Here is a 12,738-nt window from a genome sequence, read left to right as displayed (position 1 = left end):
CTGGTTGTTGCGGTCAGCATAGGCGCCCAGCCCCATGGCTGGAAGTGCTGGTCGTTGGGTCGTGCGGGCGAGGCTAGCGGTGGGGCGTGTTGGGGGCATGTCGTGAATGTATCAGCTTTGAAATATTTGCCCGAAAGGCCCGCCAAATGCCGGTTGGTCAGTATTTACCGATCATCGGATCCCGCAACGCCGCTGCTTGCGCTACAATCCGCGCCGATTTCGACTTGCCTGAGAGCCCATTCCAATGTCCGTCTGCCAGACTCCTATCATCGTCGCCCTGGATTACCCCACCCGTGACGCCGCACTGAAGCTGGCTGACCAGTTGGACCCCAAGCTTTGCAGGGTCAAGGTCGGCAAGGAACTGTTCACCAGCTGTGCCGCAGAAATCGTCGGCACCCTGCGTGACAAAGGCTTCGAAGTGTTCCTCGATCTGAAATTCCACGATATCCCGAATACCACCGCCATGGCGGTCAAGGCCGCCGCCGAAATGGGCGTGTGGATGGTCAACGTGCACTGCTCCGGCGGCCTGCGCATGATGACCGCCTGCCGCGAAGTGCTGGAACAGCGCAGCGGCCCTAAACCCCTGCTGATCGGTGTGACCGTGCTGACCAGCATGGAGCGCGAAGACCTGGCCGGTATCGGCCTGGACATCGAGCCTCAGGAGCAGGTACTGCGCCTGGCAGCCCTGGCCCAGAAAGCCGGCCTTGATGGCTTGGTGTGCTCGGCGCTGGAGGCCCAGGCCTTGAAGACCGCCCATCCGTCGTTGCAATTGGTGACCCCGGGGATCCGCCCGGCGGGCAGCGCCCAGGATGACCAGCGCCGTATCCTGACCCCGCGTCAGGCACTCGATGCAGGTTCTGACTACCTGGTGATCGGTCGCCCGATCAGCCAAGCGGCGGATCCGGCCAAGGCGTTGGCGGCGGTCGTTGCCGAGATCGCCTGATCCGAATGGGGAAGGGGCTTGCTGTAGCGAGCCCCTTCTCACATTTGCTATGCAGTGTGTCAGCTGACCTTAAGCACCAATTTCCCAAAGTTCTCGCCGTTGAATAACTTCATCAACGTCTCCGGGAACGTCTCCAGGCCCTCGACAATATCCTCTTTGCTCTTGAGCTTGCCCTGCGCCATCCAGCCGGCCATTTCCTGCCCGGCGGCGGCAAAATTCGCCGCGTGATCCATCACCACAAAGCCTTCCATCCGCGCGCGATTGACCAGCAGTGACAGGTAGTTGGCCGGGCCTTTCACGGCTTCCTTATTGTTGTACTGGCTGATGGCGCCGCAAATCACCACCCGCGCCTTCAGCGCCAGGCGGCTAAGTACTGCGTCAAGAATGTCGCCGCCGACGTTATCGAAATACACATCCACGCCCTTCGGGCATTCGCGCTTGAGGGCGGCGGGTACGTCTTCGTTCTTGTAGTCGATGGCTGCATCAAAGCCCAATTCGTCTACCAGAAACTTGCACTTGTCAGCACCACCGGCGATGCCGACCACGCGGCAACCTTTCAGCTTGGCGATCTGCCCGGCAATACTGCCCACGGCGCCGGCTGCACCGGAAATGACCACGGTTTCACCTTCCTTGGGTGCGCCGGTGTCCAGGAGCGCGAAGTAGGCAGTCATGCCGGTCATGCCCAGTGCAGAAAGGTAGCGGGGCAGAGGGGCGAGCTTTGGGTCGACGGTGTAGAAGCCGCGCGGCTCGCCGAGGAAATAATCCTGCACGCCCAAGGCACCATTCACGTAGTCGCCGACCGCGAATTTCGGGTTGTTCGAGGCAATCACCTTGCCCACGCCGAGCGCGCGCATCACCTCGCCGATACCGACGGGCGGAATGTAGGACTTGCCTTCATTCATCCAGCCACGCATGGCCGGGTCGAGGGACAAGTATTCATTGCGTACCAGCACTTGCCCGTCCTGGGGTGTGCCCAGCGGTACTTCCTGGTACGTGAAGGTTTCCCGCGTCGCCGCGCCGACCGGGCGTTTGGCGAGCAGGAATTGGCGGTTGGTCTGGGCAGTCATGGCAGAGACTCTTAAGAAGTGGAGCATGAGTGATAGACCTTGAGCGGGTCGGGGGCAAGGCCGGCTGAAGGCGCGAATGCTGGTCGATAGGCTGCGTTGATAGTGCGCAGGGTGTCCTTATCACTGGTACTCATGCAGCCCTAACCGGGCGTTTGATAGTGCTGACGCGCCAGTGTCAGTGTTGGCTAGACTCGGCCCACGGCTATTTCTCCCATAGGACATTCCCCCATGAGCATGACGTTTTCCGGCCAAGTCGCCCTGGTGACCGGCGCCGCCGCCGGTATTGGCCGCGCCACCGCGCTGGCGTTCGCCGCCGAAGGTTTGAAGGTCGTGGTTGCCGACCTGGATGTGGAGGGCGGCGAGGGCACTGTCGCGCTGATCCATCAGTCCGGTGGCGAGGCGTTGTTTGTGCGCTGCAACGTCACACAGGAGGCGGATGTGCAGCAATTGATGGCGCAGACCATCGGCGCTTATGGCCGCTTGGACTACGCCTTTAATAACGCCGGCATCGAGATTGAGAAGGGCAAGCTGGCGGACGGCAGCCTGGATGAGTTCGACGCCATCATGGGCGTCAATGTCAAAGGCGTGTGGCTGTGCATGAAGTACCAATTGCCACTGTTGCTGGCCCAAGGTGGCGGGGCCATTGTCAATACCGCGTCGGTCGCGGGCCTGGGGGCGGCGCCGAAGATGAGCATCTACGCGGCCTCCAAGCATGCAGTGATCGGCCTGACCAAATCGGCGGCCATTGAGTACGCGAAGAAGAAAATTCGCGTTAACGCCGTTTGCCCGGCGGTGATCGACACCGACATGTTCCGCCGTGCCTATGAGGCCGACCCCCGCAAGGCTGAATTCGCCGCCGCCATGCACCCGGTTGGGCGTATCGGCAAAGTAGAAGAAATCGCCAGCGCCGTGCTTTACCTATGCAGCGATGGCGCCGCATTCACCACCGGGCACGCCTTGGCGGTGGACGGTGGCGCGACGGCGATCTAGGACCTCGCGTCGCCCTCTATTCGAAAACGTCTTGGGGGGATGTGGGGCTTTTCCAGAGCTGGCAAAACGCCGCGACCGAATATGTGTCATTAGGTAAATAATTCAATTAAATCAATACTTTAATAAATTTGTGTGACCGGCAGTCAACGGCTTCTGTGCTTAACTCTTCGGGTTGATAACAGACAGTTGAAGTGAGTGGCTCATGGATTTAAGGATTGATCGACAAGCCCTTGTACCGGTGGTGCAGCAAATTGTCAGTGCAGTGGCGCAATGGATTCGCAAGGACGAGGTAAGCCCCGGCACACGCTTGCCCTCCATCCGCCAACTGGCTCGGGATAATCTGCTCAGCCAATCCAGCGTGATCGAAGCATTCGAACGGATGGTCGCCCAGGGAGTGCTGGCCCCCCGGCAAGGCTCGGGATTTGTAGTGGCCCAGCCAGCCGTCTCCCACGAAGGCAATTGGTATGAGGGGGCGGAGCGCGAATGGGGGGCCTTTGCCGATAATCCGCTGGGCGAGTTGAAACTGGGCTGCGGCTGGTTGCCAGACGCCTGGCGCGAAAGCGATGACATCAGTTACGCAATCCGTGAAGTTACCCGCACCGACACTGCAGCACTGTTCAACTACAGCACGCCCTTAGGTTTACCCGCGTTGCGCGAACAACTGGCCAAGCGCCTGACTCAGATTCATATCCCCTCCAGCGTGGACTGCATCCTCACTACCGCGGGCGCTGGCCATGCCCAGGACCTGCTGATACGCACGCTGCTCAAGGCCGGCGATTGCGTGGTGGTCGAAACCCCGGGGTACGGCAACCTCTATCAACAATTGGCGTTCCAGGGTGTGCAACTGCTGGAGGTGCCGCGTACCCGAGGCGGCCCCGACCTCCTGGCCCTGGAAGCGTTACTAAAAGACCATCGGCCAAAATGCCTGTTCATCCACAGCCTTTATCACAACCCCACCGGGACGAGTCTGTGCCGCGAGGTGGCCGAGCGTTTGCTGGAACTGGCGCACCGCGAAAACTTCCTGATCATTGAAGAAGACGTCTACGGCGACCTGCAACATGCCAGTTGCATACGGCTCGCGGCATTGCCCCATGATGATCGGGTGATCTATGTCGCGAGTTTCTCCAAGACCCTGAGCAGTGCGTTGCGCGTGGGGTATCTCACTGCCAGTTCGGCGATCATCACGCAACTGGCCAGCCTCAAGACCTTGACCGGATTCGGCACCTCGCGGTTTGCCGAGGCAGTGGTTGCTACGCTATTGGCCAATGGCACCTATCGTAAATGGGTACAGCGCCTGCGCAAGCGACTGGGCACTGAGATGAGAGCCACCCTGCAAGTGCTGGAAGACGAGGAGTGGGAGGTGTTCGCAGTGCCTGCCGGAGGCATGTTCCTGTGGGCGCGGCCGGGGGAGGCGCAACCTTCGCTGTTGCAGAGGTGTGCCCGACGTCTGGGAGTATTGTTGTCTCCCGGGGCGTTGTTCAGCCCAACGGCGGAGCCCTGTGAGTGGCTGCGCATCAATGTGGCCTATGCAACTGATCCACGGGCTTTGGCATTGTTCCGTGCCATGGGGCCTACCAGATCGACCTCGACCATTCTGAAAACGACGAGCGTGTAGCTTTTTGCCATTATTGTGGCGCCAACGTCTTGTGCTCAGTGCCTTGTGGTTGCGAATCTCGCTGGATGTCAATCGGGCTTGATGGCATCTGCCATTGCAAGAGGATTCAAGTGCAATGATTTCAGGCGTGCAACGACGTTTCGCCAACCTCGGTATGGCGAAAAAACTGGGTTTGGGCTTCATGCTGGTGCTGCTGCTGACGGCTTTGGTAGCAGCTATCGGCGTGTGGTCCCTGCAGACCGTTGGCCAGCGTTTCGAGGGGCTCAAGGCCATGTCTTCGCTCAACAGCGGCTTGCTCAAGGTACGCCTGATCGAGCAGGACTACGCGCTGCACGCCGACCCCAAGGCTGTCGACGCCCTGCATGAAAGCGTTGACGCCTTGGCGGCCCAGGCCGCCGCCCTCAAGGCACAGTCTGCGGCGAATGTGCCGGTGATGACTGACGTCGAGCAGGCCTTGGTCGCCTACCGCCAGGCGTTCGATGAGTTTGTCGAGCTGACCCAGACCAAGGATCTGGCGCTGGAAATGGCCACTTGGTCGGTGTCCAGCGTGGCGAACAACCTGGACGTGTTGCAGGCCGGCCTGGCGGACGACGGGGCATATGGCCTCAAGGAAAGCCAGGGCAAGGAGGGCGCCGAGTTTATCGAGCAGGCTGGACAGGTCAGTCAGGTGTCGCGCTTGATGTTGCAGGCCATGAACGAAGCTCACGTACGCTTGGACCAGAGCCGCAAAGTGGATGCCGAGGATGCCGAGCAAGGCAAGATCGAGCAGGCTGACCAGGCTCTTGCTCAAGTCGAGCAACTGAAAACGTCGGTCAAGGACTCCGGTTATCAGACGGTGCTCAATGAAGTCTCAGGGCACATTGCCGCGTTCAGCGAGAAGCTGGGTGAATACACCGGCCTGTTGGCCCAGGAAAAAGTGGTCTACAAACAACTGCATGACCGGGCGGCTCTGGTGGTCAGCCGGGTCAACCAGGCCTATGACGCCGAAGACCTGTCGATGCAGGCACAACTGAAAAAAAACGCGATGTTGATCATCGTCTCGTCGGCCCTGGCGTTGCTGGTGGGGTTGATTGCAGCGTGGGTGATTACCCGTTTGATCGTCGCGCCGCTGCGCAGTGTGATCGCGGTGGCGCAGCAGATTGCCGCCGGGGATTTGAGCGGGCGTATGGAGGTCAGTCGTCGTGATGAAATCGGCCAGTTGATGCAGGCGATGCAACAGATGGGCAACGGCCTGAGCCAGATGGTCAGCGGCCTGCAGGCCGGTATCGAGCAATTGGCCAGCTCGGCGCAGTCGCTCTCCAGCGTGACCGAGCAAACCAATGTCGAGGTCAGCAGCCAGAAGGAGGAAACCGAGCAGGTGGCCACTGCTATGAACCAGATGACCGCCACGGTGCACGATGTGGCGCGCAACGCTGAAGAGGCCGCGCAAGCCGCGCAGACCGCGGATGACAAGGTCGACAGCGGTCAGCAAGTGGTGCGCCAGAGTTTGCAGCGCATCGAGTTGCTGGCCACTTCCAGTAACAATGCCAGTGCGAGCATCGAGAGCCTCAGTGCCGAAATCCAGAACATTGGCACTGTGTTGGGCGTGATCAAAAGCGTGGCGGAGCAGACCAACTTGCTGGCCCTGAACGCGGCCATCGAGGCTGCTCGTGCGGGTGAGCAGGGCCGTGGCTTTGCGGTAGTGGCCGATGAAGTGCGGGCGCTGGCCAAGCGTACCCAGCAATCGACCGAAGAAATCGAGCGGTTGGTCAGCACCTTGCGCAGCGCGGCGCAATCATCGGTGCAGCAGATCCAGCAAAGCGGTGAGCTGGTCAAACTGGCGGTCAGCGATGCCCTGGAAACCGAGAGCGCCCTGGGCAGCATCGCGGTGGCGGTGTCGTTGATCCAGCAGATGAACCAGCAGATCGCCGCTGCCGCTGAGGAACAAAGCTCGGTGGCTGAAGAGATCAACCGTAGCGTCACCAGTATTCGTGCGAGTGCCGATCAATCGGCGTTGAGCATGCAGGGCAATGCGGCGTCGAGTATCCAGCTGGCGCAGTTGGGTGCGGAGCTCAAGGGGATGGTGGGGCATTTCCGCCTTTGATCGCAGCACCGAGGCTGCGATCAAAGGGGAGGGCGATCAAGCGTGGTTTGCGAGAAAGGTCAGCAGCGCTTCGTTGACGAAGTCCGGGTTCTCCCGGCTGGAGATATGCCCTGCGTCTGGAATCAACGTCAGTGCGCAGCCAATCAGTTCGGCCATTTCCTTGGATTCGACGGGTGGACGAGGTTTGTCCTGCTCGCCGCACATCACCAAAGTAGTATCGGCGTCCAGGCGCGGTAATTGCTCCAGCACATCGTCGCGGCTGAAGATCAACTGGCCCAAGGGCACGACGCTCTGCAGCAGGCGTTCTCGGGAAAAGGCCCGCAGTGACGTGCGAAAGTCCTGGTACAGCGCTGATTCGCGGTCGATGTCCGGGCGGAAGAAGATCGGTGCGATCACATCCAGCAACGGCTCGGGAATGGCGCCGGCGTCTTCAATCATCTTGAACAGCGAGAAGTAATACTGGCGCGTGGCCTCGGGCTCGGCGCCGAGGTAGGTGTCCATCAGTATTAGGCTGTTGATGCGTTCGGGGGCCTGCAACGCCAGGCGCGCGCCCCACATTCCGCCGACCGAGAGGCCCACCAGGTTGATCTGCGTGATAGCCAAGTGATCCAGCAGGGCCAAGGTCTGGCGTGCGAGGTCGTCGAGGGAGCGCGTTTGCGTGGGCAGTTGGCCCGATTCACCGTGGCCCCATAGCTCGGGCACGATCACACGGTACTGTTGCGACAGGGCGTCGATCTGCGGTGCCCACATGTCGCGGTTCCACAGGTAGCTGGAGCCCAGCAGCACGGCCGGGCCGGTGCCTTGGTCGAGGTAGTGCAGGGGTTGTCCATCAATGACGGCGATAGGCATAGCAGGCCTCTGACTTCACGGAGTGAGGCGCACTTTTTTACGCTAGTCGGGGGGCGGAGGATAGGTGCCAGGATGATGGCACCTATTATTTTGCGAGGATCAATCGTAGATGACTTTCTTCTTCCACTCGGCGTCGGCGTCGACTTCTTTCATGCCTTGGGTCAGTTCGTTGACCTCTTCTGCGGCCTGTTTGCTGTTAGCCAGCACGGTGGAGTTGGCGCGGGCCAGTTGGCCTTCCAGCAATTGCAGCTGGGCGCTGTAGAGTACCGGCTCCGGCTGTTTGCGTAGGTACTGCACACCACGCTCGAAGGCCAGGCGTGCCTGGCCCGGTTGGCCCTGCTGCAGCGCGTGCTGGCCGAGGTTGTTGAAGAACTCGATGTGCAGCAGCACCAGGATATGGCGGATTTCTTTGATCCAATGCTTGGCTTCGTTGGAGGGTAGGAAACCGTCCTGGGCTGCGCGCGTGACCTGGCCGTGCAGGGCTTCCAGCAGGAAGCGCACGTCCTTGGCCTTGGCTTCGGTCTGGATCGGTGCCGGGGGGTTGTTGACCGGGATGGATTCGCCCTGGGCCACCAGTGTGTTCAGCTCAGTGATGCGCGCTTTAATAGGAGCACTGGTCTTGTTGAGGTTCAGCAGGCGCTGGTTCACGTTGAGCTCCAGGCGGGTCAACAACAGTTTGAGCGCCGGGGTCATCAGTTGGCCTGGGAATGTTTCGGTGATCTCACCGCAACGGCGCAGGCGATCGTTAAGCTCGATCTGGACGCGCTGCTTTTCCAGCTTGTTGTTTTCCACCACGTGGTTCATATAGCCAATGGCGATCAGTATTACGATCCCGGCTATTACCAGCAGGGTGATCATGAGTGGTGTCACCGGTGTGACCTCTTTATAGGGTTTGCAATGGAGTGTAGTGACTGGGCCGGCTATCGGATAGGGCTGATCGACCAGCTGCCCGGGTAGTTTCTTCTATATAGACAAGCGCTCCCTGCGTAGATGCACATTGCCATTATTTGCCAGGGCGAACTATAACGTCTTGTCGGGTGCCAGAATATAGGCGTCAAGGTGCGGACGGGCAGAATGCTCGCAACGGCTGGTAAACGCGGGCGAAGTCATTGATTTTAATAAATTTATCCTTGGGGGTTGACGATCCCCCAATCCATCCATAGAATGCGCGCCACTTAAAGCGTAAAGCACACAGCGAAACGCGTTGAGTAGTGAATGTTGTACGTGTGTCCCCTTCGTCTAGTGGCCTAGGACACCGCCCTTTCACGGCGGTAACAGGGGTTCGAGTCCCCTAGGGGACGCCATATGCGGGAATAGCTCAGTTGGTAGAGCACGACCTTGCCAAGGTCGGGGTCGCGAGTTCGAGTCTCGTTTCCCGCTCCAATTTACAAACAGTGTGGCTTTCGGGCGGCACTGAGTGAAACCAGGACCCAATCTTCGGATGAGGCCTCTGGGCACTGAAATACACACCATGTGTTTCAGTAGCGTGTCCCCTTCGTCTAGTGGCCTAGGACACCGCCCTTTCACGGCGGTAACAGGGGTTCGAGTCCCCTAGGGGACGCCATTTGCGGGAATAGCTCAGTTGGTAGAGCACGACCTTGCCAAGGTCGGGGTCGCGAGTTCGAGTCTCGTTTCCCGCTCCATTTTAAGCAGTGTTGCTTTCGGGCGGCGCTGAGTGAAACCAGCACCAAGTCTTCGGATGAGGCCTCTGGGCACTGAAATACACACCATGTGTTTCAGTAGCGTGTCCCCTTCGTCTAGTGGCCTAGGACACCGCCCTTTCACGGCGGTAACAGGGGTTCGAGTCCCCTAGGGGACGCCATTTGCGGGAATAGCTCAGTTGGTAGAGCACGACCTTGCCAAGGTCGGGGTCGCGAGTTCGAGTCTCGTTTCCCGCTCCATATTCAAGAAAAAAGCCACTCAAGCGAGTGGCTTTTTTTTGCCTGCGATTTACGTAAAGGGGCTTCGGTCTCTTTTTTCATTCTTGCCGGTTCCAGATGTGCTTTTCCTGGTAAAGCCATCTGCTGCGCCGCTGATGTGGTGGGTCTTGTAGGAATAGTCTGTACTTTCCGTGAGGTTGATGCGAATTGGTCCCGCTGTCTCTACTCTGGCGTGCCTATTTTCCTTGTTCACCTCAGAGAGCTGCCCGGATGTTACAGCTGGACTTCTATTCAACCCTGGTCGCCGCGTCCCTTGTGCTTTTGCTTGGCCGCTGGCTGGTTGCCCGCATAGGCTTTTTACGCGCCTACAATATTCCCGCGCCGGTAGCCGGCGGCCTGGTGGTCGCTTTAGTGCTTTTGGCGTTGCGGGGGCTGGCCGATATTGAGGTGCGCTTCGACCCTTCGTTGCAAACCCCGTTGATGCTGGCATTTTTCGCCACTATTGGACTGAACGCGGATTTCGCCAGTTTGAAGAAAGGCGGTCGAATCCTGGCGATCTTTCTGTTGGTCGTGACCACACTGCTGGTGGTGCAAAACGCCATGGGCATCGCATTGGCCAAGGCCTTGGGACTCGACCCGTTGATGGGCTTGCTCGCCGGCTCGGTGACGCTGTCAGGCGGACACGGTACGGGTGCCGCCTGGGGGACTGTGTTCAGCGAGAAGTATGGCGTGGCCTCCGCGTCAGAATTGGCGATCGCCTCCGCAACCTTCGGCTTGGTACTCGGGGGCTTGATTGGAGGTCCGGTTGCCCGCTTGCTGATCAAGCGGGTCCAGGTGCCTGGTATTGAGCAGGTGCAGCCACGCCTGCCCAAGGGCTTCGAGCAACCGAACAGGGAGCGTTTGATTACCCCGTTCTCATTCATCGAAACCCTCGCGTTGCTTGCGATCAGCCTCCAGGTCGGCACCTACCTCAACGGCTTCCTTCAAGGCACAGCACTGGAGTTGCCCACTTTCGTCTGTGTGCTGTTTGTAGGCGTCGTGCTGCGTAACGGCTTGTCGGCGCTGGGCTGGCATCAGGTGTTCGAGCGCGAGGTATCGGTGCTGGGCAATGTCAGTCTGTCGTTGTTCTTGGCTATCGCCTTGATGTCGCTCAAGCTGTGGGACCTGGCAGCACTTGCCTTGCCGATTGTCATCCTTCTGGCCGCGCAGGCGTTGCTGATGGCGCTGTTTGCGATTTTCATCACGTTCCGGGTCATGGGCAGCAATTACGATGCGGCAGTGCTGGCCGCAGGGCACTGCGGGTTCGGGCTCGGTGCCACGCCGACGGCGATTGCCAACATGCAGGCGGTGACGCAACGCTTCGGGCCGTCACAGATTGCGTTTCTGGTGGTGCCGATGGTGGGCGCATTCTTTATCGATATCACCAATGCGGTGGTGATCAAGTTGTATCTGGCGCTGCCGTTCCTGGGCGCGGCGGGTTGACGCGTTAACCCCTGCGCCGCACACAAAAACGCCGATCAGCAATGATCGGCGTTTGTTGTTGGGGAGCGCTTCAGTCGCTATCAGAGCTTGGGCAGCTGTCCGATACGCCCCATCATTTCGGTGACGATCTGCAGATCCAGCAAGAACTGGTCGACCGTCTTGAACTCATTGTCGGTATGCCCGGTGTACTTCACTTCCGGTCGCGCCAGGCCAAATTGCACACCGTTGGGCAACTCGTGCACGGAGGTCGCTCCAGCCGAGGTGCCGAACTTGTGTTCCATGCCCAGGTTTTCGCTGGCTACCGCGAGCAAGGCCTTCACCCATTCACCTTCCGGGTTGCGGAACATCGGCTCGGCCACCGAGTAGGTGAAGTCCACGTTGATCTTGGTTTTCTTGTCCCAGGCGCTCAACTTGTCGGCGATCTCGGCCTTGAGCTGCTCCGGGGATTTACCCTTCGGCACCCGGAGGTTGACTGCCAGCTTGAAAGCCTTTTCGTCCAGCCCGACAAAGGTCGGTGAGGTGGTCAGCGGGCCCATGAAATCATCCGCAAAACCCACGCCCAATTTGCCACCCAAGTAATCCAGGCCCCAATTGTCGGACGCATACCGCGCAGCGTCGGTGATGTGGTTGTGCTTGAGAGCGATCTTGCCGTCGACGCTGTGAATCAGCTCCAGCATGCGCGCGACCGGGTTGATGCCGGACTCCGGCTCGGAGGAGTGCGCCGACACGCCGGTGACAGTCAGCTTGACGTCTTTGCCGTTGACCTTGGCGCTCACCTCAAAATCGCCACCGTTGCGCTTGACGTATTCCGTGCCGGCCTTTTGGAGGCTGGCTGCTAATTCCTTAGGGTTGTCGCTGATAAACGTGGCCACCGACGCCGATGGAATCTGGTTGGTGGCCATGCCGCCGGTCATTGCGATGATTTCTGCGCCTTTGCCTTCCCCTTTGCGGCGGGGGAAGGTGGCCATGACGGTGCCATAACCTTTTTCGGCAATCACCACCGGATAGCCGCCATCCAGCGCAAGGTTGTATTGCGGTGTCGGGTTGCGTTCGAAGTAGTAAGGGATCGCGTCTCCGGAGGTCTCCTCGGTGGTATCCACCAGCAGTTTGAAATTGCGCGCCAGCGGCAGCTTTTCTTCCTTGATCACTTTCATGGCATACATAGCCACCACGATGCCGTTTTTATCATCCTCGGTACCACGGCCATACATGCGGTCGCCGATCAGCGTGACCTTGAACGGATCAAGCTTGGTGCCGTCTTTCAGTACCCAGTTTTCCGGGGTTACCGGCACCACGTCGGCGTGGGCGTGGATGCCCACCACTTCGTCGCCGCTGCCTGCCAGGGAAATTTCGTACACGCGGTTGTCGACGTTACGGAAGTTCAGGTCAAAGGTCTTGGCCAGGGCCTGTAGCTTGTCGGCAATCCGGGTGAATTCTGGATTCTTGTATTGCGGAACACCGTCTACGTTGAAGGTTGGGATTTCCACCAGTTCGCGCAGAGTTTCTAGGGCGGCTTTTCCGTATTTAACTCGGGTGTAAATACCCAGCAAGCGATGGATCTCGTTCTGCTGGTCGGCGGTCAGGGTCTGGTTGTCGAGGAAGACGCTGATTGCAGGGCCTACATCCGCCGTTTTGCCCAGGTCTCCCTTGGCTAGTGTGCTGAGGAAACCACGAAAGTCGGTGACCGAAGTTTCGTTGAAGCTCTTCAGAATTGCCGTGCTTTGCTGCGGGGTGATATTGGCAAAGACGGGAGTGCTCATCACCGAAAGGCTCGCCGCGAACAGGGTAGCAGCCGCCAAATGTTTGAGAGGGAAGTGCATGGCTAAAGG

Annotated in this window: 9 protein-coding genes, 6 tRNA genes and 1 pseudogene; 12 read left to right on the top strand and 4 right to left on the bottom strand. The window is 59.3% G+C overall.

Annotated features, from left to right (window positions below; genetic code table 11):
• The first annotated feature begins 244 nt into the window (after window positions 1–244).
• Window positions 245–943, top strand: a complete 699-nt coding sequence (gene pyrF, locus ACKZ62_RS19470) for an orotidine-5'-phosphate decarboxylase (protein ID WP_017734306.1) — start codon at window positions 245–247, stop codon at window positions 941–943.
• 59 nt (window positions 944–1,002) lie between these two features.
• Here the strand turns inward: pyrF and ACKZ62_RS19465 are convergent, their stop codons facing one another.
• Complete coding sequence (locus tag ACKZ62_RS19465; protein WP_447095684.1) at window positions 1,003–2,010, bottom strand: NADP-dependent oxidoreductase; 1,008 nt, start codon at window positions 2,008–2,010, stop codon at window positions 1,003–1,005.
• Window positions 2,011–2,238: 228 nt separating this feature from the next.
• On the opposite strand from ACKZ62_RS19465, the gene ACKZ62_RS19460 reads away from it, so the two are divergent.
• The 4 genes and pseudogenes from ACKZ62_RS19460 (at window position 2,239) to ACKZ62_RS19445 (ending at window position 6,698) form a co-directional block, all read left to right on the top strand.
• Window positions 2,239–3,000 (top strand): SDR family oxidoreductase, encoded by a 762-nt coding sequence (locus ACKZ62_RS19460; protein ID WP_122680085.1) that lies wholly within the window; start codon window positions 2,239–2,241, stop codon window positions 2,998–3,000.
• A 202-nt stretch (window positions 3,001–3,202) separates the two neighbouring features.
• A complete protein-coding gene (locus tag ACKZ62_RS19455; protein WP_447095683.1) occupies window positions 3,203–4,615 on the top strand; it encodes an aminotransferase-like domain-containing protein in 1,413 nt (470 codons plus the stop codon).
• 115 nt (window positions 4,616–4,730) lie between these two features.
• Window positions 4,731–5,840, top strand: a pseudogene (locus tag ACKZ62_RS19450) (HAMP domain-containing protein); the annotation flags it as partial.
• Window positions 5,817–6,698: a methyl-accepting chemotaxis protein gene (locus ACKZ62_RS19445; protein WP_447096971.1), complete on the top strand. Its 882-nt coding sequence runs from the start codon at window positions 5,817–5,819 to the stop codon at window positions 6,696–6,698. The pseudogene ACKZ62_RS19450 and the gene ACKZ62_RS19445, both read left to right, overlap by 24 nt.
• A gap of 36 nt (window positions 6,699–6,734) precedes the next feature.
• Here ACKZ62_RS19445 and ACKZ62_RS19440 read toward each other — a convergent pair whose 3' ends face one another.
• Both ACKZ62_RS19440 and ACKZ62_RS19435 read right to left on the bottom strand, forming a co-directional pair.
• Window positions 6,735–7,547, bottom strand: coding sequence for an alpha/beta fold hydrolase (locus tag ACKZ62_RS19440; RefSeq protein WP_032889223.1), 813 nt, complete (start codon window positions 7,545–7,547; stop codon window positions 6,735–6,737).
• A gap of 99 nt (window positions 7,548–7,646) precedes the next feature.
• Window positions 7,647–8,417, bottom strand: a complete 771-nt coding sequence (locus ACKZ62_RS19435) for a hypothetical protein (RefSeq protein WP_032889225.1) — start codon at window positions 8,415–8,417, stop codon at window positions 7,647–7,649.
• Window positions 8,418–8,775: 358 nt separating this feature from the next.
• Between ACKZ62_RS19435 and ACKZ62_RS19430 the strand changes: the two genes are divergently transcribed.
• The 7 genes from ACKZ62_RS19430 (at window position 8,776) to gltS (ending at window position 10,909) form a co-directional block, all read left to right on the top strand.
• A tRNA-Glu gene (locus ACKZ62_RS19430) sits at window positions 8,776–8,851 on the top strand.
• A 3-nt stretch (window positions 8,852–8,854) separates the two neighbouring features.
• Window positions 8,855–8,930 (top strand) — tRNA-Gly (locus ACKZ62_RS19425).
• A gap of 105 nt (window positions 8,931–9,035) precedes the next feature.
• A tRNA-Glu gene (locus ACKZ62_RS19420) sits at window positions 9,036–9,111 on the top strand.
• Between the two features lie 3 nt (window positions 9,112–9,114).
• Window positions 9,115–9,190, top strand: a tRNA-Gly gene (locus tag ACKZ62_RS19415).
• A 103-nt stretch (window positions 9,191–9,293) separates the two neighbouring features.
• Window positions 9,294–9,369 (top strand) — tRNA-Glu (locus tag ACKZ62_RS19410).
• 3 nt (window positions 9,370–9,372) lie between these two features.
• Window positions 9,373–9,448 (top strand) — tRNA-Gly (locus ACKZ62_RS19405).
• Window positions 9,449–9,697: 249 nt separating this feature from the next.
• Window positions 9,698–10,909 carry a sodium/glutamate symporter gene (gene gltS, locus ACKZ62_RS19400; RefSeq protein ID WP_095184274.1) on the top strand — a complete coding sequence of 404 codons (1,212 nt, stop codon included), beginning with the start codon at window positions 9,698–9,700 and terminating at the stop codon, window positions 10,907–10,909.
• Between the two features lie 80 nt (window positions 10,910–10,989).
• Here the strand turns inward: gltS and ACKZ62_RS19395 are convergent, their stop codons facing one another.
• Window positions 10,990–12,729, bottom strand: a complete 1,740-nt coding sequence (locus ACKZ62_RS19395; protein ID WP_122765359.1) for a dipeptidase — start codon at window positions 12,727–12,729, stop codon at window positions 10,990–10,992.
• Window positions 12,730–12,738 lie beyond the last annotated feature (9 nt).

Source organism: Pseudomonas sivasensis (genome assembly GCF_052938085.1).
This window is presented reverse-complemented; position numbering and strand designations above follow the sequence as displayed.

Excerpts from the sequence above, each read along its gene's own strand:
- ACKZ62_RS19395 (WP_122765359.1), bottom strand. The coding sequence starts at position 12,729 with ATGCACTTCCCTCTCAAACATTTGGCGGCTGCTACCCTGTTCGCGGCG.
- gltS (WP_095184274.1), top strand. The coding sequence starts at position 9,698 with ATGTTACAGCTGGACTTCTATTCAACCCTGGTCGCCGCGTCCCTTGTG.
- ACKZ62_RS19465 (WP_447095684.1), bottom strand. The coding sequence starts at position 2,010 with ATGACTGCCCAGACCAACCGCCAATTCCTGCTCGCCAAACGCCCGGTC.
- ACKZ62_RS19455 (WP_447095683.1), top strand. The coding sequence starts at position 3,203 with ATGGATTTAAGGATTGATCGACAAGCCCTTGTACCGGTGGTGCAGCAA.
- ACKZ62_RS19440 (WP_032889223.1), bottom strand. The coding sequence starts at position 7,547 with ATGCCTATCGCCGTCATTGATGGACAACCCCTGCACTACCTCGACCAA.
- pyrF (WP_017734306.1), top strand. The coding sequence starts at position 245 with ATGTCCGTCTGCCAGACTCCTATCATCGTCGCCCTGGATTACCCCACC.
- ACKZ62_RS19460 (WP_122680085.1), top strand. The coding sequence starts at position 2,239 with ATGAGCATGACGTTTTCCGGCCAAGTCGCCCTGGTGACCGGCGCCGCC.
- ACKZ62_RS19445 (WP_447096971.1), top strand. The coding sequence starts at position 5,817 with ATGCAGGCGATGCAACAGATGGGCAACGGCCTGAGCCAGATGGTCAGC.